We start from the raw sequence: 18,396 nt of genomic DNA, 5'->3' as shown, positions 1-18,396 counted from the left end.
GGGCCTTTCTGCATTGGTCACTGACGCCTGTGCCATGTGCGCTGGCTGCGTCTGCTGGCACAGTCCTTGCGACGATTCCCGTGAACCGTATCGCCGGCAGGGAAGGTCGCCGAAGTGGCTGAAAATGCACTATTGCCTGTATATGGATGTCGATGCAACAGAGGTCCTGTGCCCTGCCAGGCCATGGCGTTGACATTAATGTCCTAAAGAGATAATTATATATCAAATATAGCAATTGTCTTTTAGTGCGGTCGCCCAGCGTCAGGCTCGGTGTCACAGGGCTTCCGCGAAAACAGTTCGCCAGCCGGCCAGCCGGCAGGTAAAAGCAACGAGGTTACAGTCTATGAGTTATCGCCTGGGTGTGGATGTAGGGGGTACGTTTACCGATCTTCTGCTGATTAACGAAGAAAACGGTGAAACCTACACCGCGAAAGTCCCTTCAACGCCCCATGATTCCTCTGTGGGCGTGCTCAACGGCGTGGCCCGGATCTGTGAGGAATCCGGTGTCGACCCGAAGCAGATCGACCGGGTGATGCACGGAACTACCGTAGCAACCAATGCGGTACTGACCGGAAAAGGCGCGAAGGTGGGTCTGGTTACCACCGCGGGCTACGAACAGACCCTGCAGGTGGCGCGTTCCTTCTGCCCCGGCGGTCTCGGCGGCTGGGTGAGCTTTGTGAAGAGTCCGCTGCTGGCTCCGCTGGAACTTACCATCGGTGCCACCGAGCGACTTGGCGCCTCCGGCGAGATCATCACTGAACTGGACGAGGCGGCCCTGCGGGCCGACCTGGAAGCACTGTATGCCAAGGGCGAGGTCGAGGCGCTCACCATCTGCTTCATCAACGCCTATGTGAACCCGGTGCATGAAATTCGCGCTCGCAATATCGCCCTGGACGTCTTTGGCGATGTCCCGATTTCCATCTCCAGCGAAGTCGTGCCGGAAATGCAGGAGTACGAGCGTACCGAGACAACGGTGGTGAACTCCTACGTGCGGCCAGAGGTGTCGCGCTACGTGAAGAACCTGCAGTCCTCGCTGGAAGAGCGCATGGGAGATGACGTACTGCTCTCCATCCTGCGCTCCGACGGTGGCCTGGCCTCAGGTCGCGCATCGGCTGACTCCCCGGTCAATCTGTTGATGTCCGGTCCTGCCGGCGGTGTCACCGGCGCCATCTACTTCTGCAGCCGCGCCGGCTTCGACGACATCCTCACCTTCGACATGGGTGGCACCTCCACTGACGTGGCCCTGATCCAGGGCTCGCGTGCCAAGGTCCGTCGTGAAACCATTGTCGGCGACGTCCGCGTGCGGGCCCCCTCTGTGGATGTGCGCACGGTCGGTGCCGGCGGCGGTTCAATCGCCTTCGTACCGGAGCTGACCAAGGCCCTGCGGGTCGGTCCCGAATCTGCAGGCGCCGTCCCCGGGCCGGCCGCCTACATGAAGGGCGGTGAAGAGCCCACCGTGTGCGACGCCAACGTTGTGCTGGGTTACCTGCCGTCCGATGTGCAACTGGGTGGCGCGATGGCCATCAATCGCGAGGCCGCCGAGAAGGCCGTCGCCAAAGTGGCCGATGCCATGGGTATCGACCTGATGGCGGCTGCCGAGGGCATCATCCGTATCGCCAACGAGGCGATGTTCGGCGCCCTGCGCCTGGTCTCGGTGGAGCAGGGTTACGATCCCCGTGACTTCTCGCTGGTAGGCTTTGGCGGTGCCGGCCCGCTGCACGCCAACGCCCTGGGTATCCTGACCAACGCCTGGCCGGTGATCGTGCCGCCCGGCCCCGGTGTACTGTGCGCCTATGGCGACGCCACCACCCAGGTGCAGGATGAAGCCGCGCGCACCTACCTCACCATGGCGGAGGACACCACGGCGGAGCAGCTGATGGCAGACCTCGTTGAGCTGAAAGGACGTGCCTCGGAATCCCTGATCGCCGACGGCATCAGCGAGGATGACCTCGAAGTGATCTACCAGGCCGACCTGCGTTATTCCGGCCAGGCCTTCGAGATCAGCGTGGAGTTCACGCAGGCGGAACTGGCGGACAAGGGGCTCGCGCTGATCACCGATTACTTCGATGCGGAGCACGAGAAGCTGTTCACCTTCAAGCTGGGTGACGGCCACGAAATCCTGATGATTCGCGCCGTCGTGAAGGCGCGTTCGGGCGAGATCGCGCAGAAGGAACTTGGCGACAAGGGCCTCACGCTGGCTGACTGCAAGCTGCACGAAACCCGTTTCTACTACGACGGCAGCTGGCACGACGGCTATATCTATGACCGCAAGCTGCTGCACGAGGGCATGGTGGTGCCGGGTCCGGCGATTGTCAGCGAAATGGATTCAACCACCCTGGTGCTGCCCGGCTATGCCGCCCGAGTGGACGCCATCGGCAACCTGCTCATCAATCCGGCCGATGTGGCTGCTGAGTAATCAAGGGGGAACATACAGTGACTGCGAATATTATTGAAACCAACAAGACCCCCCTCGAGCGCGTGGACGTTGAGGGTGTAACCGTCGATATCATTGAAAACGCACTGCGCAACGCGCGCGAGGAAATGGACGCGGTGCTGTTCCGGACCGCCATGTCGCCGGGTATCCGCGAGCAGGGTGACTGCTTCCCGATGATTGCCAATCGCGATGGCAAGATGGTCGTGGGCCAGTTCGGTTCCTTTATCCCGGGCTTCAATAGCGCCTACGAGGGGGACATCGAGGAGGGCGATATCATCCTCACCAACGACCCCTACATGTGCAATGCGGCGGTGTCGCACCTCAATGACTGGATTGTGCTGCTGCCAGTCTTCAAGGACGGGCGCCACATCGCCTGGGCGGCCATGTTTGGCCATATGTCCGATAACGGGGGCATGGTACCCGGCTCCATGCCGATCGAGGCCACCACGATCTTCCAGGAAGGGATTCGCATCCCGCCTGTCAAGTTGTACAAGAAGGGCGTGCTGCAGGACGAGATGCTGGAGATGATCCTGCACAATGTCCGTACTCCCCAGTGGAACCGTTTTGACCTCAACGCCCTGGTGGCGGCCTGCAAGACTGCGGCCCGCCGCTGTGTGGAACTGGCCGAACGCTTCGGTGATGACGTGTTCAGCAGCACCATGGACATCATGCTGGATCGCAACCGCATGGCGATGAGCGAGATCATCAAGATGATCGTGCCGGAAGAGCCGCGTGAGTTCACGGATTACCTGTGTGACGACGGCAAGGGCATGGGTCCCTATGGTATTACCTGCAAAATGTGGCGCGAGGGCGAGCGGGTCATCTTCGACTTTGAAGGCACCGATCCCCAGGCACAGAGCTCGGTGAACTTCTACCTCAATGAAGACATGTTCAAGATGTTCTTCGGCTCATTCACCATCAACATTGTGGACCCGCAGATCATTTTCAACGACGGTTTCTACGACCTGGTCGATGTGCGTATTCCGCAGGGCACGCTGCTCAAGCCGAATTACCCGGCGGCGCTTTCCGGTCGTACCCACGCGCTGGGACGCATTTTCGATATCCTCGGGGCCCTGCTCGGCATGGGTGCCCCCAAGGAGCTGCTGAACGCCGCGGGCTTCTCCGATTCGCCGCACCTGTTCTACTCCGGTTACGACGACAAGGGCGAATGGTTCCAGTTGTTCCAGATCGGCTTTGGCGGTATCCCCGGGCGCCCGGTGGGCGACGGTCCAGACGGCCACTCCCTGTGGCCCGGTTTCACCAACGTGCCCAACGAGTTCATCGAGTCCTATTTCCCGATGCGCATCGAGAAGTACGAAACCATCACCGACTCCGGCGGCGCCGGTCTGCATCGCGGCGGTAACGGCTTGAGCGTGGCCTACCGCTTCCTCTGTGATGGTGAGATCGGTATTCACGATGACCGCTGGCTGGTTTATCCCTGGGGTGTGAATGGCGGTGAGCCGGGCCTGCGTTCGACCAAGCTGCTGGTGCGGGCCGATGGCAGCGAGGAATGGCTGCCGTCCAAGCGCGAGGGTATTAAGGTCAAGTCCGGCGACCTGCTGTACTTCAACACCTGGGGCGGCGGTGGCTGGGGTAACCCCCTTGAACGCGATGCGCAGCTCGTCCTCACCGACGTGAACCGCGGGCTGGTCTCGGAGGAAGGCGCCCGCCGTTACGGTGTGGTGATTACCGAGGGAGCGGTCGACGAGGCGGCGACCGAGGCCCTGCGCGCCAGCATGGCGGAACAGCAGGGAGACATCGAGGAGGTCTTCAACCGCGGTGGCACGATCGAAGAGATCAAGGCCCGCTGCCTCGAGGAAACCCACCTCGAACCCCCGGTTGCCCCGACCTTCCAGCGCCAGGCCAGCTAGTTCGCTCGGCGTCACAGTATCTACCGGGCGGCCGGCTTGCACCGGCCGCCCCTGTTTCCAGCCCGCTAATCCGGAGACCCTTTTACAATGGCCGTCAACGCCAGAACCCTGTATGACAAACTCTGGGACCGACGCTGTGTCTCGACGGACGACGAGGGCGTGGCGCTCATCTACATCGATCGTCACATCATCCATGAGGTATCTTCAGCCCAGGCCTTCGAAGGCCTGCGCGCCGCGGGTCGCAGACCCTGGCGCAGGGAATCCATCCTGGCGACGCCTGACCACAATGTTCCGACGACCGATCGCGAGCTGGGCGTCGACGGCATTACCGACCGGGTGTCCCGCCAGCAGGTCATCGCCCTGGACAACAACTGCCGCGAGTTCGACTTGCTCGAATTCTCCCTGACGGATTACCGGCAGGGCATCGTCCACGTCATTTCCCCGGAGCAGGGCATGACGCTGCCGGGTACCACGGTCGTGTGCGGCGACTCGCACACCGCCACTCACGGCGCCTTCGCGGCGCTGGGTGTGGGTATTGGCACCTCGGAAGTGGAACATGTACTGGCCACCCAGTGCCTGCGGCAGCAGAAGGCGCGCAACATGTTGGTCCGGGTGGATGGTGCCCTGCGCCCGGGTGTCACCGCCAAGGATGTCGCGCTTTACATCATCGGCCAGATCGGTACTGCCGGGGGTACGGGTTGCACCATCGAATTTGCAGGTGAGGCGATCCGCTCCCTGAGCATGGAAGGGCGCATGACCCTGTGCAACATGGCGATCGAGGCGGGGGCCCGGGCCGGGCTGGTGGCCTATGACGCCACCACCGAAGCCTACCTCAAGGGGAGGCCGTACGCGCCTGCGGGCGAGGACTGGCAGCGGGCAACGGCGGACTGGCAATCCCTGCACAGCGATCCGGACGCTGGCTTTGACCTTGAACACATTTACGCTGCGGCGGATATTCGCCCCCAGGTGAGCTGGGGTACTTCACCGGAAATGGTCGTCCCGGTCGATGCCGCCGTCCCCGGCCCGCAGGACTTTGACAACCCGGTCAAGGCCGAGGCCTGTGAGTCGGCGCTGAGCTACATGGGCCTGAGCCCCGGCCAGGCGATCACCGACATCCATATCGACCGCGCCTTCATCGGTTCCTGCACCAACTCGCGCATCGAGGATATTCGCGAGGTGGCCCGGATCGTCGAGGGCAAGCGCATTGCGCCCGGGGTCAAACAGGCGCTGGTGGTGCCGGGTTCCGGCCTGGTGAAACGCCAGGCCGAAGAGGAGGGGCTGGACAGCATAATCCTCGCCGCGGGCTTCGAGTGGCGGGAGCCCGGGTGCTCGATGTGCCTGGCCATGAATGCCGACCGCCTGCTGCCAGGGGAACACTGCGCCTCCACTTCCAATCGCAACTTCCAGAGTCGCCAGGGGCTCGGTGGTCGCACCCATCTCGTCAGCCCCGCCATGGCCGCTGCCGCCGCCATTAGCGGACATTTTGTCGACGTCAGTCAAGGAGAGTGGGTCTGATGGACGCGTTTACCACCCATCGCGGGCGGGTATTCCCGCTGGATCGCAGTAACGTCGATACCGATGCCATCCTGCCCAAGCAGTACCTCAAATCCATCAGCAAGTTCGGCTACGCCGACTGGCTGTTCGACGACTGGCGCTACCTGGATCCCGGTGATGTTGAAACGGATACCCCCAGCCGCCGCAAAAATCCGCAGTTCGCACTGAACGAGCCGCGGTACCAGGGCGCCAGCATTCTGCTGGCGGGTGACAATTTTGGCTGCGGTTCCAGTCGGGAACACGCTGTCTGGGCCCTGCGCGACTTCGGCTTTCGCGCGATCATCGCCCCCGGTTTTGCCGATATTTTTTTCAGCAACTGCTTCAAAAATGGCCTGTTGCCCCTGAGCCTGCCTGCGGCGACGATTGCCGAGTTGTTCGGCCTGGCCGCCGCAGAAGCGGAATTCGAACTCGAGATCGATCTCGCCGCGCAGCTCGTGCGCTCGGCAACGCGTGAGTGGCACTTCGATATCGATCCGGCCCGCAAGCATCATCTGCTCGAAGGCCTGGATGATATTGCGGTGACGCTGGCCAGCGTCGACACCATTCGCGGTTTTGAAGCCCAGCTGCAAGCCCGCGAACCCTGGTTATTCCGGGCCGGCCCTGACCGGGCCTGAGCCGGTGAATCACGGTGAGTTCTCACTTTTTAACCTGGAGCTGTTTGTCATGCGATTGCCCGGACCCTGTACACATCTCGTTGCCCTGTTCTTCAGTCTGCTGGTAGCAGGGCCCTTTGCCTCGGCGGCGGAAACCGCCGGTACCGAAGGGGCCCACCCCTACCTGACCATTGCTGAACTGCGCGAGCGATTCGAGGATGCCGAGAGTCGCTACCTGACGGTCGGTGACATGCAGATTCACTACAAGGACGAAGGGCCCCGCGATGCGCCGGTCCTGATGATGGTCCACGGTTCCGAGAGCAGCCTGCGTACCTGGGATGTGATAACGGACGACCTGGTTGATCGCTACCGGATCATCCGCTTCGATATTCCCAGTTACGGACTGTCCAATGGGGCTTCGGACAGCGATGTGGAAACGATCGTACCTACCGACATTCCGGTGGCCCTGCTCGATCACCTGAAGGTCGATCGCGTGACCTTCGTCGGCGTGTCCAGCGGCGGCACCATGGGTATGTACCTCGCTGCCCGCCGCCCCGATATGGTGGAGCGGCTGATCATCTCCAATACGCCGTCGGACCCGGTCGTGACCGACCACCTGGTGATGCCGCAGTCCTTTATCGATGCCACCGCCCGGGCGAGAGCGACGGGTTTCCAGGATGAGGAGTTCTGGAACGAGTTCCTGAGTTATTTCTCCGGCGAGGCGGACCGCATTTCCCAGCAGACACGCACCGAGTATTACGATTTTTCCCGCCGGACACCTGAGAAGCACCTGATTGCGATGATCGCGCGGATCGGGGATGGCAAGCAGGCGAAGATCGAGATGAAGAAAGTGGTAGCGCCGACCCTGCTTATCTGGGGAACGGCTGATCCGCTGCTGCCGGAAGCGGCGGCGGTCGCGGTGGCCCGCTATCTCGAGAATTCCCAGATTTCGAGAACGCTGATGCCGGATGTCGGTCACTATCCTCCGCTGGAAGTGCCGCACCGCTTTGCGCAACTGATTGCAGCCTATGTCGAGGCGGTGGTGCCCAACCTCTAGGGTTGCGGCGCTATCCCCTGGAGGGAGGGGCCCGTAATGGTGCGGGCCTATTCGATGTCCGCGAGGCGCCTGACCTCGTCATAGTCTTCCACCCGCAGACCGTGTCGCGACGGTGTGGAAATGATGTTCTCCCGCTTGAGTTTGGCGAGGGAGCGGCTGACCGTCTCGACGGTCAGTCCCAGGTAGTCGGCGATGTCCTGCCGGGTCATGGGGAGGTCGATGTGCTCCAGGGTGGCGCCGGGCATGCGCTGCAGGAACATCATGACCAGGAAGCAGATGCGTTCATCGGCTTTCTTCTGGCCGAGGATGAAAACCTGGTCCAGGGCGTGCGCCAGTACGTTGGCGCTGATGTCCTTCATGTTCTCCTTCAGTTGGGGAGAGGTTTCGGTCAGGGAGCGCAGCTTTTGCTGGTTGAACTCGTAGGCAGTGACCTCGGTGAGGGTTTTTACCGCGTACTCCCGCAAATCGGAGTTGCTCAGACCCACGAAATCGCCGGGGAAGAGAAAGGCCAGCACCTGGCGACGTCCTGAACTGGACATGCGCTCCACGAGTGCGGTCCCGGTGACCAGGTTGAAGACCTGGTCTGCGGTGGTGTGTTGAGTGAACAGGTACTGTTGCTCGGAGCGTATTCTGAGCTTCGCAATATCCGCCAGGTCGCGCAGCTCGGCGTCGCTCAGACCCTTGTAGAGCGCGTAGTTGCGGCCGAAGTTGACGGTGGCCGGGGGCAGTTCGTTGGGTGTCATGGCGCTAGATCGATTCCCGCAGCGGGTGATTGTCGGGGCGGCAGTATAGAGCCGCAGGTTGTGGAATCCCACGGTTTGCGGTGTTTTACACCCCCGGGCCCGGTGTGGCAATGCCCCGGGTAAAACTGCCGGGGCCGAAGTAGTTGACATAAATGACCTAAAGAGATAACTATAGGGCATATAAAGTAATGGCGGTCGGTAAACGGTACTCGGGGCGCGGGACGTTCTCTCTACCGGATTGCGGGCTCGCCTGTTTGGAGGAATTCATGCGCAGCATCCTGTTCGCTGTACTCACCCTGGTGCCCTTGTGGGGTTATCCGGCGCCTGAGAACCGGTTGGGCGACTTCGAGTACTGGCAGCAGTCAGAGGGCTGGTGGCTGGGGAACAACAGCTACATGGACGGCCAGATGAATTACCGGGTCAAGCAGTATCACACGATCACCGGGATCGCCGTCGAGGACGGCAAGGTGGTCGAAACGGAATACAAGTTCTTCCCGCCAGGGGAGGGCAGTGCCTTTGCGAGTGGCGGCAAGGTTGGCGCCGACAGGGGAATCGAAATCATCACGATCAGTGAGCACGCGCGGGCAGACAGTGCCGGCACGGTCAGGCAGGTCAGCATTCGCCCCGACCTGGCGGGGTCGAACGGTATGGAAACACGCCTGGTGGCGCCGGATTCCGCAATCCGGCGCGTCCTCGACCCGGTCAGTGGGTATGAGCACTACCGCCAGTTCATCAGCCTGAACCCGCGCGACAAGCGCTATGTTATCAATATGGGGCTGGTGTCAGAGAGCGCAGATGAACATGCAGATATCGGCAGCCTGCGAGGCTTCGCTGTGTCCCGGGCCGAACGAATAGCGGCGGATCGTGTCGAATCGGAACGGGCCCGTCTGCGGGTTCTGCATGCCGTGGGAGGGACCGTCTCGTCGGCGCCCGACGGCACGCGCACTGTTGAGGTCTATGAAGATCCGGAAGGATAATTATTCCCGCTAACCCCGGGGATTCAATCACCACCAATGAGTGAGGTAGGAAGGATGAAAGACGAATCAGCCACCAGCAGTGGCAAGGGGCGCAGGGATTTCCTGAGCCTTGCAGGCCGGACCGCCGTGGGTGCAGGTGTTGCAGGTATCGGGGCTTCAGCGCTGGCTGCAGACAAGGACTGTGGCAGCACGGTGGACTATTCCACCCTGAAGTACGACGACAATTTCTGGAACCGGGACGCCTGGGCGCGCCTGATGTCCAACCTGGATATCGGCAAGCAGAAGTTCGGCTGGTTTTCCGGTACGGTCAATGGCGTGCGCGACGGCGAGGCGGTGAAGCCATTATTCGGCTTTGAGGGTTTTTCCTTCGCCCGACTGGTCGACAAGGGCGACGGCGTCTACCAGAAGTTGCTGCGTGAAGTGGGCTTCTACACCGATCTCAAAACAGGCGAGGTGCTGGAGCACTGGGACAACCCCTACACCGGCGAGCGGGTGAAGGTGGTTCCCGTGGCCAACGATCCCTTCAACCACGAGATTGGCCCCTACTATCCGGAGCCGCCCTCATACGGTGGCCTGAACAAGTCCAAACCCGTGAAGCGCCCGCTGCTGCTCAACTGGCGTGAGACCGGCGACAACAAGGTCTTCCTTCACTCCCCGATTCACCTTTTCTATCCCTCCGCGCTGCAGCCTGAAGAGTGGCCGCGCGAGTCCGCGGGCAAGATGAACCGCGTTTCCGAGATGTTTACCTACGTCATCGACAGGGATGACCTGGCGGACCCGGCCAAGACTTCGGTGGAGTACTCCGGTGCCTGGTCGCGCATCACCCCCTGGCTGCCCTGGATGCTGATGGGGCAGGCGGATGGCCATTGCTATTACGACTGTATGATGGGTGGCTACAACGACATGCGGGTGCTTTCCCCCAAGATCAAGGCCTATGCCGAGAAACACTATCCGAAGTATTTCGAGGCGCCGACCGAATGGGTGGATCCCAGCTACTCCAGCCTGGAAAACTACGCCCGTGAACAGAAGCCCGCGCCGGTGAAACCGTCCGGGAAGTAAGTTTGGCGGGGTACGGGCCGCGTTGTATGCCGGCCCGTGCCGCGCACTGGAGTAAGTCAGTTGATTAACAGAAGACAGTTCCTCGGCCACATGGGGGTCCTGACCGCCGGGGCCCTGCTGCCCCTCAGGCTGCTTGCAGCCGCCGAACCTGACGTGGTGGTCATTGGTGCCGGCCTGTCCGGGCTGTACGCTGCGGAACTGCTGGAGGCTGCCGGTCTCAAGGTTCAGGTGCTCGAAGCCCGGGACCGGATTGGTGGTCGGCTCTATACGCTGGACGATGTCGCCGGTCACCCCGAGGCGGGCGGCCAAACAGTGGGGCCTACCTACGGGCGCCTGATATTCACTGCGCTGAAGCACGGCGTTGAACTCAAGCCCATGGCCTACACGCCGGGTTCGGAACCGGTGGCCCAGATCATGGACATCGCCGGCCAGCGGCTGCTGCCCGACCAGTGGCCGGATTCCGCGCTCAACCCGCTGCCCCCGTCCCTCCGGCAATTGCCGCCGGACCAGGCACTGTTGCAATTACTCGGTGATGCAGGTTTTGAAACCGCGGACGACTGGCTGAGTGCGGATTATGCCTACCTCGATCGTTCCCTGGGCGCTTACCTGCGCGAGCAGGGGGTCAGCGACAGGGCGGTTGAACTGCTGGGGGTCAACAGCAACTACGGGCGGAACCTGGACGAGACCTCCCTGCTGGCCATGCAGCGAGTCAAAATGCTGCTGCTGCAGGGGTTTGCTACGCCCGGTGGCTACAAGGTCGTGGCCGGCGGTAACCAGCGTCTGCCGGAGGTCATGGCCGATAAACTGGCAACCCCGGTGCTCCGTGGCAAGGTGGTGAAGTCCATCTCCCGCAAGGGCGTGGGGATGGAGGTCGCCTGTGAAGATGGGTCGACCTACCAGCCCCGCTTTGTTCTCTCGACCCTCCCGCTTCCTGCGCTACGCAATGTCGACATTCGGCCCGGTCTTCCCGATCTGCAGGCAGAGGCGGTTCGCGAAGTCGCCTACGGCAGGGTGCTGCAGTTGCACCTGAGTGTTACGCGCCCGTTCTGGCAGGGCTCGGGCTTCATGCCCAATGTCTGGTCCGACGGGGCCATAGAGCGGGTGTTCGCTACCGATCCCCGGGAGACTGGCCAGCCCACCAACCTCACCATCTGGATCAACGGACAGGGTGTTGAACGCTTCGACGGCCTGGCTGAGTCGGCGGTGGAAGCTGCGGTAATGGATGACTTCCACCGGGCCATGCCCGAGGCTAAAGGTGGGGCGAAGGTCGAGAAAGTCTGGTCCTGGGAATCATCCCGCTTCAGCGGCGGCTCCTTCGCCAACTGGTTGCCCGGGCAGATCGCTCGTTATGGCAATGCGGTTGCCGAGTCTCACGGCAACCTGTTTTTCGCCGGTGAACACACTGCCCGCTGGGCTTCCGGTATGGAAGGTGCACTGGAATCCGGTGAACGGGCCGCCAATGAGATCCTCGCCAGGAACCGGCAGACAACATGAAGAGTCTAGTAATGAAAACATCTTATGCACTGGGCGCCACGCTGGCGCTGCTACTGTGCTCCCCGGGCGTCTTCGCGGCCGGCGAGGAGAAGGCTGCACCGCCCGCTGTTGCCGGGATCTGTTTCGGCTGCCACGGTGGTAACGGTATTAGTATGAGCGGCGTCTGGCCTAACCTGGCCGGTCAGAAAGAACCCTACCTGATCAAGCAACTCAAGGACTTTCGCAGCGGTACCCGCAAGGATCCGATGATGGAGCCGCTTACCAAACACCTGACCGACGAGCAGATCACAGAACTCGCCCGGTACTTTTCCAGTCAGGCCGTGAACGGCGGCCTGAAATAGAGAGTCAATTCCATGTCACATGCAATTCCCACCGCCGAACTGTTGCAGCGCCTGGCTGCCGGGATCGGAGATGAGCACGTTCTTACGGATGAACATTCCCGCCAGCTGTATGCCCAGGATGTCTACGCCACGGGGAAACCCGCGCTGGCCGTCGTCCGGCCCGGCTCGACCGGGGAACTGGGCGAGGTTGTCAGGCTCGCGACGGAGGCGGGCTATGCGATTCTTCCCCGGGGTGGTGGTATGTCCTATACCGGCGGCTATCTGCCGGTGGAGGATAATACGGTCATTGTCGACTATGCGCGCATGTCGCGGGTACTGGAGATCAATCGTGAGGACATGTACGTCACCGTTGAGTGCGGCTGTACCTGGAAAGTGCTGCACGAGGCGCTCAAGGATAGCGGGCTGCGCACGCCCTACTGGGGCACCTTGTCCGGTATCTATGCAACGGTTGGCGGCAGCCTGAGCCAGAACGCGATCTTCTGGGGCTCCGGCCAGTTCGGGAGCGCGGCGGACTCTGTTATCGGCCTTGAAGTGGTATTGGCAGATGGCTCTGTCGTGCGCACCGGGGCAGGGGCGCAGGTGAACGGCTCGCCCTTCTTCCGCCATTACGGGCCCGACCTGACGGGGCTTTTCACCTGCGATGCCGGTGCCCTCGGCTTCAAGGCCGTTGCCACCCTGCGCCTGATTCCGGAGCTGCCTGCCCGGGAGTATGTGGCGGTCGACTTCAAGTCGGGCGACGACGCACTCGCGGCAATGAGTGAGATCGGTCGCAAGGGGCTGGCCATGGAGTGCTTCGGCTTCGACCCCTTCCTGCAGGCCCAGCGTATGAAACGCGAAAGCCTGGCCGCGGATGTGAAATCCCTGGCAGGGGTGATGAAGGCCAGTGGGTCGCTGCTCGGCGCCTTGAAGGATGGGGCCAAGGTTGCCCTCGCAGGCCGGCGCTACATGGACGACGTGGACTTTTCCGTGCAGGTCATCATTGAGGAGCGCTGCGCGGAGGCTGCCAGGCTAATGGCGGAGGAAGTGCGGAGGATCATCGCCCGCTACAACGGCAAGGAAATTGAAAACAGCATCCCCAAAATCGTGCGGGCCAATCCTTTCGGACCGGTCAACAACATGGTCGGGCCCGATGGGGAGCGCTGGGTACCGGTGCACTCCATCCTGCCCCATTCCAAAGTGCTGCCTGCCTTCAAGGGGGTCGAGGCGATTGCCGAGCGCCACGCGGAGGCTATTGCGAAGTACGGCATCGGCATGGGCTACCTGTTTGCGACGATCTCCACCAACGCCTTTGCTCTGGAGCCCGTGTTCTTCTGGCCTGAGGAACTGAATGACCTGCACCGCCAGAGTGTTACACCCGAACACCTCTCACGCCTGAAGGGTTTTCCGGCCAATCCGGAGGCGACCGAAGCCGTGGCGCAGTTACGTCGGGAGATCGTTGACCTTTTCACAGAGATCGGTGGCGTTCACCTGCAGATCGGCAAGACCTATCGTTACCGGGAGGGGCTGGACCCGAACACCTTCAAGCTGGTGAATGCCATCAAGGGTCTGGTCGATCCATCGCACAAGGTCAACCCGGGCTCACTCGGGCTCTAAGGGCGCTCGAAATTGGGGGTGGACACCGCCCGTTAAACTCGGCGTGTGTGTCCTGGACATGTCAGCTGTTTTTGCAAACCCGATTGCTTCGGTGGGAGAGTGCGTGCGCGCTTGTTAAAGTTATGTCATTATGCCAAAACCCGGCATGAACAGTGCACTGGTCACGAATGATGAATGAGCGACGCAGATTGTTAAAACACGGTGCGGGCGGTGCAGCACTTCTCGCAACGGGTGCCATACCATCTGGCGCCGGGGCGGTTGAAAGCGAAGGGACGGAAAAGCCTGTTTACGCAGGCATTATGGGGCGCGGTTATGCACGCGGGCCCTATGGTCTTGTTCATTTTCACGATTCAGCCGGGCTCGTTCCTTCACCGCGCAATGACAGGCCCCTGATACTGTTGCACCAGTCGCCCGCTTCGGCACGGCAGTTCGAGGCGGCGTTTGAGCCGCTCTCCCGCCGGGGCATCCGCTTCGTGGCCATCGACACGCCCGGTTTCGGATTCTCGGACCCCACTGATTTTGTACCCCGCATCGAGGACTGGGCCAGTTCCATTGTTGCTGTGCTCGACCACCTGGGCATAGATCAAGCCGACATCCTCGGACATCATACGGGTGGACTGCTGGCGACGGAGGTCGCGCTGCAATCGCCTTCGAGGGTAAGCCGGCTGATTCTCAACGGCCCCTTTCCCATTACGGAAGCTGAGCGCAAGAAATACATCGCCGGTAGTGAGCGTAGTCACGAGCGAGGTAAGCCGAAGCTCGATGGCTCGCACCTTGCCACCAGCTTCGCGCTACGGGTAAAAATGTACGGCGCCGACCCCATGCCAGACCCGGCAACCATTACCCGGATTGTCGTGGAAAAGTATCAGGGCCTGGGGCCCTATACCTGGGGTCACCACGCCGCCTACCGCTACGACCACGCCAGCGCGATCAAAAAACTGAGCCAACCGACCCTCATTCTGACCAATACCGGTGATGACATCTACGATCTGGCCCCCCGGGCCGCGGCGATGCGCCCCGATTTCGATTATGTGGAGCTCCAGGGGGGGACGCATGATATTGTGGATCAACAGCCTGAGCAGTGGGCAGACGCCGTTGTCAATTTCATTCTCGCCCGGGAATAGACCAGCGCTGCCTTCCACCAGTAGCACGCGTTTGCCGTACGCTATCCGGGGCTGACGATGAAAAACCAGCTGCCACTCCCTTACGCTGCACTGGCCCTCCAGGTCACCTGTGCTTCGGTCAATGCATTGCGGGACAGAGAGGCTGTGGAGCAGTCCATGCTCGCCACCATCAACAGGCTGGGCCGGCAGATTCGAGCCAGCAAGGCCTTTATCGGCCCACAGGTGCGGCTGGTGGTATTGCCCGAGTATTTCCTGACGGGTTTCCCCATGGGCGAGAGCGTTCCCGAATGGGGCGCTAAATCGGCGATCGAAATGGATGGCCGCATCTATGAACTCCTGGGCAAAACCGCCAGCGACCACAATGTCTTCCTGTCCGGCAATGTGTACGAGTTGGACCCTTACTTTCCCGAGCTGTATTTTCAAACCAGCTTCATTCTGAATGACAGTGGCGATGTGGTCCTGCGCTACCGCCGCCTGATATCCATGTTTGCGCCTACACCACACGATGTGCTGGATCGCTACCTGGATGTTTATGGTAGTGACAGCCTGTTTCCGGTGGTCGACACGGAACTGGGGTGCCTGGCCTGTGTTGCGTCGGAGGAGATCCTTTACCCGGAAATCTCACGGGCTATGGTGTTAAAGGGTGCGGAAATCATCTGTCATTCCTCCAGCGAGGTGGGTAGTCCGGCCCCGACGCCCAAGAATACGGCCAAGGCTGCACGTGCCTATGAAAACCACTGTTACGTGGTATCTGCCAATTCCGCCGGTATCAACGACATCGATATACCCTTTGCCTCAACGGATGGCGGTTCGAGAATAGTCGATTTCCATGGCCAGGTGCTGGCGGTGGCCGATACCGGCGAAAGCATGGTTGCCAACGCCGATCTGGATATTGCCCATCTGCGCCACTATCGGCGTCGACCATCCATGTTCAACACATTGACCAGGCAGCGACTGGAACTGTTCGCCGATGTCTACGGCAAGCAGTGTGTTTACCCAGCCAACACGCTGCTTGACGGTGATCAGGTCAGGGTGCCTGATCGCAGCCACTTCCTCGACACCCAGGCCCAGGTGATTCAACGCAAGATTGCCGAGGGGATGCTGTGACCGAGCCGTTGCAGGTTCGCAATCCGCGCACCGGTGAGATCGATACTGTATTGGCGAGTACAACGGCGACGGAGTTGATGGATTTGGCTGGGCAGGCCCGCGCTGCGCAAATTGCCTGGGCGGCGCGAACACCTGTGGAGCGCGCCTCGGTACTTAAGCAGTGGCTTCGGGCTTTGCAGGATCGCCGCACAGAACTCATTCAGGCGCTGGCCACCGACACTGGCCGACTGCGGGAGTCCGAGCTCGAATTCGACACCGTCCAGAATATGCTCGATCGCTGGTGTCGGCAGGCGCCACAGTTACTGAGCGAACCCGGCCCAGTGAAAGCTGCCATTCCCGGCTTGCTGATTGACGGCCAGGCCGTTCCCTACCCGCTGGTGGGTATCATCAGTCCCTGGAACTTTCCGCTGCTCCTGGCATTGATCGACGCCATTCCCGGATTGCTTGCCGGCAGTGCCGTTATCGTCAAGCCCTCCGAAGTCACTCCCCGATTCGCCGAAGTCCTGCGTGCCAGTCTGCGGGTGGTCCCCGAGTTGACGCCCCTGGTGGGTATCGCTCAGGGCGATGGCAGTGTCGGTGCAGAGGTGCTGGATCGCGTCGATATGGTGATTTTCACCGGCTCGGTCGCCACCGGGCGCCGGGTGGCCGAGGCCGCTGCGCGACGTTTCATTCCCGCCTTCCTCGAACTGGGTGGGAAAGACGCCGCACTGGTCCTTGACGATGCGGACGTCGAACGCAGTGCCGCGGCGATCACCTGGGGCGGGATGGCCAATGCCGGACAGAGTTGTCTCTCGATCGAGCGAGTCTACGTGGCCGAAACCCGATACGAAGCGTTTGTCGAGGCTCTGGTTCGCAACGTATCGGCTTTGCGACTCAATATCGGGCAGATTGGGCGTGGCGAGATCGGTCCGGTGATTGCCTTGAGGCAGGTCGACATACTGGAGCAGCAGTTGCAGGATGCCCGGGAGCGGGGGGGCTGCGTGGCGGTCGGCGGGGAGCTGATCGAGCAAGGTGGCATCTGGTGTCAGCCCACTGTACTCACTGGCGTTGACCACGACATGCAGGTAATGACCGATGAAACCTTTGGTCCGATCCTGCCGGTAATGCCCTTCGCTTCCGATGAAGCGGCCCTTGCGCTGGCCAATGACAGCGTGTTCGGCTTGTCCGGTGCGGTGTTCAGTGGTGACCCCGGTCGTGCGCGACGAGTCGCCCGTGGTATCGAGGCCGGTGCCATCAGTATCAATGACTGCGCCCTCACCGCGATCGTCCACGAAGGCGAGAAGCAGTCCTTCAAGCTTTCGGGTCTGGGCGGTTCACGCATGGGGGCTTCGTCGATTCGCCGCTTCTTTCGGCGCCAGGCCCTGCTGGAAAATACCGGGTCTACCTGGGACCCCTGGTGGTTTCAGGCTTCACCCTGACAAAACAAAGTTGGACTCGGTCTGCTGGAGCGTGGTGCGATGTGTGGCGGTATGGCGCGGGAGGCTGTTGTCAGCTGCAGACAAAAAGGCCCGCTACATGAGCGGGCCTGTCAGGCACGGGTGGACCCGGTGCGGAACTAGAAAGGTTTGGTGGCGCCGAAGAACGCGACTGTCGCAATACCGATCCAGTACAGATAGGCCAGGTAGCGGGACAGTTTGATCTGTTGTTCCAGCCGCGCTTCCAGGGCGGCGTCCTCCCGCTCGGCCAGGGCGCGGAAAATCATGGTCCACTCACGCATGACGAAGCGCAGCCAGAGGCCGATCACCAGCAACAGTGAGAACACGAAGATCTTGGCGGAGAACCAGAGCTGGCCGGAGCCTCCGGCGAAGGGGCCATAGCCAAGCAGTGAACTGACGCTCACCACCATCAGTACCGGAATCAGCAGGTAGCGGATGTATTCGTCGTACTTGGTCAGGCGGATGCCGAGATCGGTTTCGCGGAAATAGAACGCCGACCAGCACAGGGCCAGCCAGCTGCCGAGGGCAACCCACACCGCCACCAGGAAAGCGCCGCCGAAAGGCTGTACTCCCCAGAAGTGGCCCATGTGGAGCCCCAACGGTAGCAGCATGATGATGCCGGTGCGAGCAAGGATGTCGATGCGGTAGGCGGTCTCTAGATGGCGACGCCGCTCTTCCATCGACAGTTTGCGGTTAACGATGTTGTAGGAGGTCTGGAAAACGCCCCATTCCCCTCCGAGCCAATACACCATAGCGAGTATGTGCAACCAACGCAGTACAGCAAGTTCCATGTTGTCGCCCCTCCAGGACGTAGCGGTATTTAGATACTGGACGTAGCGTAGGACTGAAAATGTTTGCCTACATTAACAAATGTCAAGTTGGGCTGGCCCCGTTTCGCTAGGATGTCGGCTCCGTGCTCTGCACAGTGTCACGCAATATCGGTGTTTGCATATTCAGTCATTGAACACCAAAATATTAAAGATATATAATTATATCAAATAGGCTGGAGAGCG

The 18,396-nt window shown here is 61.2% G+C and carries 15 protein-coding genes; 13 read left to right on the top strand and 2 right to left on the bottom strand.

Going from position 1 to position 18,396, the window contains the following annotated elements:
* Positions 1-343: 343 nt before the first annotated feature.
* From FV139_RS14920 to FV139_RS14900, 5 genes are all read left to right on the top strand, one after another.
* Complete coding sequence (locus tag FV139_RS14920; RefSeq protein WP_148069256.1) at positions 344-2,416, top strand: hydantoinase/oxoprolinase family protein; 2,073 nt, start codon at positions 344-346, stop codon at positions 2,414-2,416.
* A 17-nt stretch (positions 2,417-2,433) separates the two neighbouring features.
* Positions 2,434-4,305 carry a hydantoinase B/oxoprolinase family protein gene (locus FV139_RS14915; RefSeq protein ID WP_148069255.1) on the top strand — a complete coding sequence of 624 codons (1,872 nt, stop codon included), beginning with the start codon at positions 2,434-2,436 and terminating at the stop codon, positions 4,303-4,305.
* 87 nt (positions 4,306-4,392) lie between these two features.
* Positions 4,393-5,820 (top strand): 3-isopropylmalate dehydratase large subunit, encoded by a 1,428-nt coding sequence (gene leuC / locus FV139_RS14910; protein ID WP_148069254.1) that lies wholly within the window; start codon positions 4,393-4,395, stop codon positions 5,818-5,820.
* Complete coding sequence (gene leuD, locus FV139_RS14905; protein ID WP_148069253.1) at positions 5,820-6,473, top strand: 3-isopropylmalate dehydratase small subunit; 654 nt, start codon at positions 5,820-5,822, stop codon at positions 6,471-6,473. The genes leuC and leuD overlap by 1 nt, the downstream gene beginning before the upstream one ends.
* 49 nt (positions 6,474-6,522) lie before the next feature.
* Positions 6,523-7,509, top strand: coding sequence for an alpha/beta fold hydrolase (locus tag FV139_RS14900; protein ID WP_148069252.1), 987 nt, complete (start codon positions 6,523-6,525; stop codon positions 7,507-7,509).
* Positions 7,510-7,556: 47 nt separating this feature from the next.
* On the opposite strand, the gene FV139_RS14895 is transcribed toward FV139_RS14900, so the two are convergent.
* A complete protein-coding gene (locus FV139_RS14895; protein WP_187276567.1) occupies positions 7,557-8,252 on the bottom strand; it encodes a Crp/Fnr family transcriptional regulator in 696 nt (231 codons plus the stop codon).
* A 266-nt stretch (positions 8,253-8,518) separates the two neighbouring features.
* Between FV139_RS14895 and FV139_RS14890 the strand changes: the two genes are divergently transcribed.
* The 8 genes from FV139_RS14890 (at position 8,519) to FV139_RS14855 (ending at position 17,365) form a co-directional block, all read left to right on the top strand.
* On the top strand, positions 8,519-9,229 hold the full coding sequence (locus FV139_RS14890) for a hypothetical protein (RefSeq protein WP_148069250.1): 711 nt from the start codon (positions 8,519-8,521) through the stop codon (positions 9,227-9,229).
* 54 nt (positions 9,230-9,283) lie between these two features.
* Positions 9,284-10,288, top strand: a complete 1,005-nt coding sequence (locus FV139_RS14885; RefSeq protein ID WP_148069249.1) for a DUF1838 family protein — start codon at positions 9,284-9,286, stop codon at positions 10,286-10,288.
* Positions 10,289-10,348: 60 nt separating this feature from the next.
* A complete protein-coding gene (locus FV139_RS14880) occupies positions 10,349-11,782 on the top strand; it encodes a flavin monoamine oxidase family protein (protein WP_148069248.1) in 1,434 nt (477 codons plus the stop codon).
* 11 nt (positions 11,783-11,793) lie between these two features.
* Complete coding sequence (locus tag FV139_RS14875) at positions 11,794-12,123, top strand: c-type cytochrome (protein WP_148069247.1); 330 nt, start codon at positions 11,794-11,796, stop codon at positions 12,121-12,123.
* A 12-nt stretch (positions 12,124-12,135) separates the two neighbouring features.
* The gene (locus FV139_RS14870) at positions 12,136-13,716 is read left to right on the top strand and encodes an FAD-binding oxidoreductase (RefSeq protein WP_148069246.1); all 1,581 of its coding nucleotides are present in this window, start codon (positions 12,136-12,138) and stop codon (positions 13,714-13,716) included.
* 398 nt (positions 13,717-14,114) lie between these two features.
* A complete protein-coding gene (locus FV139_RS14865) occupies positions 14,115-14,840 on the top strand; it encodes an alpha/beta fold hydrolase (RefSeq protein ID WP_187276565.1) in 726 nt (241 codons plus the stop codon).
* Between the two features lie 57 nt (positions 14,841-14,897).
* Positions 14,898-15,947: a nitrilase-related carbon-nitrogen hydrolase gene (locus FV139_RS14860; RefSeq protein ID WP_148069244.1), complete on the top strand. Its 1,050-nt coding sequence runs from the start codon at positions 14,898-14,900 to the stop codon at positions 15,945-15,947.
* Positions 15,944-17,365 (top strand): aldehyde dehydrogenase family protein, encoded by a 1,422-nt coding sequence (locus FV139_RS14855; protein WP_148069243.1) that lies wholly within the window; start codon positions 15,944-15,946, stop codon positions 17,363-17,365. Before FV139_RS14860 ends, FV139_RS14855 begins: the two co-directional genes overlap by 4 nt.
* A gap of 137 nt (positions 17,366-17,502) precedes the next feature.
* Here FV139_RS14855 and FV139_RS14850 read toward each other — a convergent pair whose 3' ends face one another.
* Entirely contained in the window at positions 17,503-18,174 is a 672-nt protein-coding gene (locus FV139_RS14850) for a hypothetical protein (RefSeq protein ID WP_148069242.1), read from the bottom strand.
* Positions 18,175-18,396 lie beyond the last annotated feature (222 nt).

The sequence above is a fragment of the Parahaliea maris genome (assembly GCF_008064665.1).
Classification (GTDB): Bacteria; Pseudomonadota; Gammaproteobacteria; order Pseudomonadales; family Halieaceae; genus Parahaliea; species Parahaliea maris.
The sequence above is the reverse complement of the archived record's forward strand: the minus strand, read 5'-3'. Positions and strand labels throughout refer to the sequence as shown.

What these genes read in the sequence shown, in the direction of transcription:
- FV139_RS14920 (WP_148069256.1), top strand. Translation starts at nt 344, where the DNA reads ATGAGTTATCGCCTGGGTGTGGATGTAGGGGGTACGTTTACCGATCTT.
- leuC (WP_148069254.1), top strand. Translation starts at nt 4,393, where the DNA reads ATGGCCGTCAACGCCAGAACCCTGTATGACAAACTCTGGGACCGACGC.
- leuD (WP_148069253.1), top strand. Translation starts at nt 5,820, where the DNA reads ATGGACGCGTTTACCACCCATCGCGGGCGGGTATTCCCGCTGGATCGC.
- FV139_RS14900 (WP_148069252.1), top strand. Translation starts at nt 6,523, where the DNA reads ATGCGATTGCCCGGACCCTGTACACATCTCGTTGCCCTGTTCTTCAGT.
- FV139_RS14895 (WP_187276567.1), bottom strand. Translation starts at nt 8,252, where the DNA reads ATGACACCCAACGAACTGCCCCCGGCCACCGTCAACTTCGGCCGCAAC.
- FV139_RS14890 (WP_148069250.1), top strand. Translation starts at nt 8,519, where the DNA reads ATGCGCAGCATCCTGTTCGCTGTACTCACCCTGGTGCCCTTGTGGGGT.
- FV139_RS14885 (WP_148069249.1), top strand. Translation starts at nt 9,284, where the DNA reads ATGAAAGACGAATCAGCCACCAGCAGTGGCAAGGGGCGCAGGGATTTC.
- FV139_RS14875 (WP_148069247.1), top strand. Translation starts at nt 11,794, where the DNA reads ATGAAAACATCTTATGCACTGGGCGCCACGCTGGCGCTGCTACTGTGC.
- FV139_RS14870 (WP_148069246.1), top strand. Translation starts at nt 12,136, where the DNA reads ATGTCACATGCAATTCCCACCGCCGAACTGTTGCAGCGCCTGGCTGCC.
- FV139_RS14860 (WP_148069244.1), top strand. Translation starts at nt 14,898, where the DNA reads ATGAAAAACCAGCTGCCACTCCCTTACGCTGCACTGGCCCTCCAGGTC.
- FV139_RS14850 (WP_148069242.1), bottom strand. Translation starts at nt 18,174, where the DNA reads ATGGAACTTGCTGTACTGCGTTGGTTGCACATACTCGCTATGGTGTAT.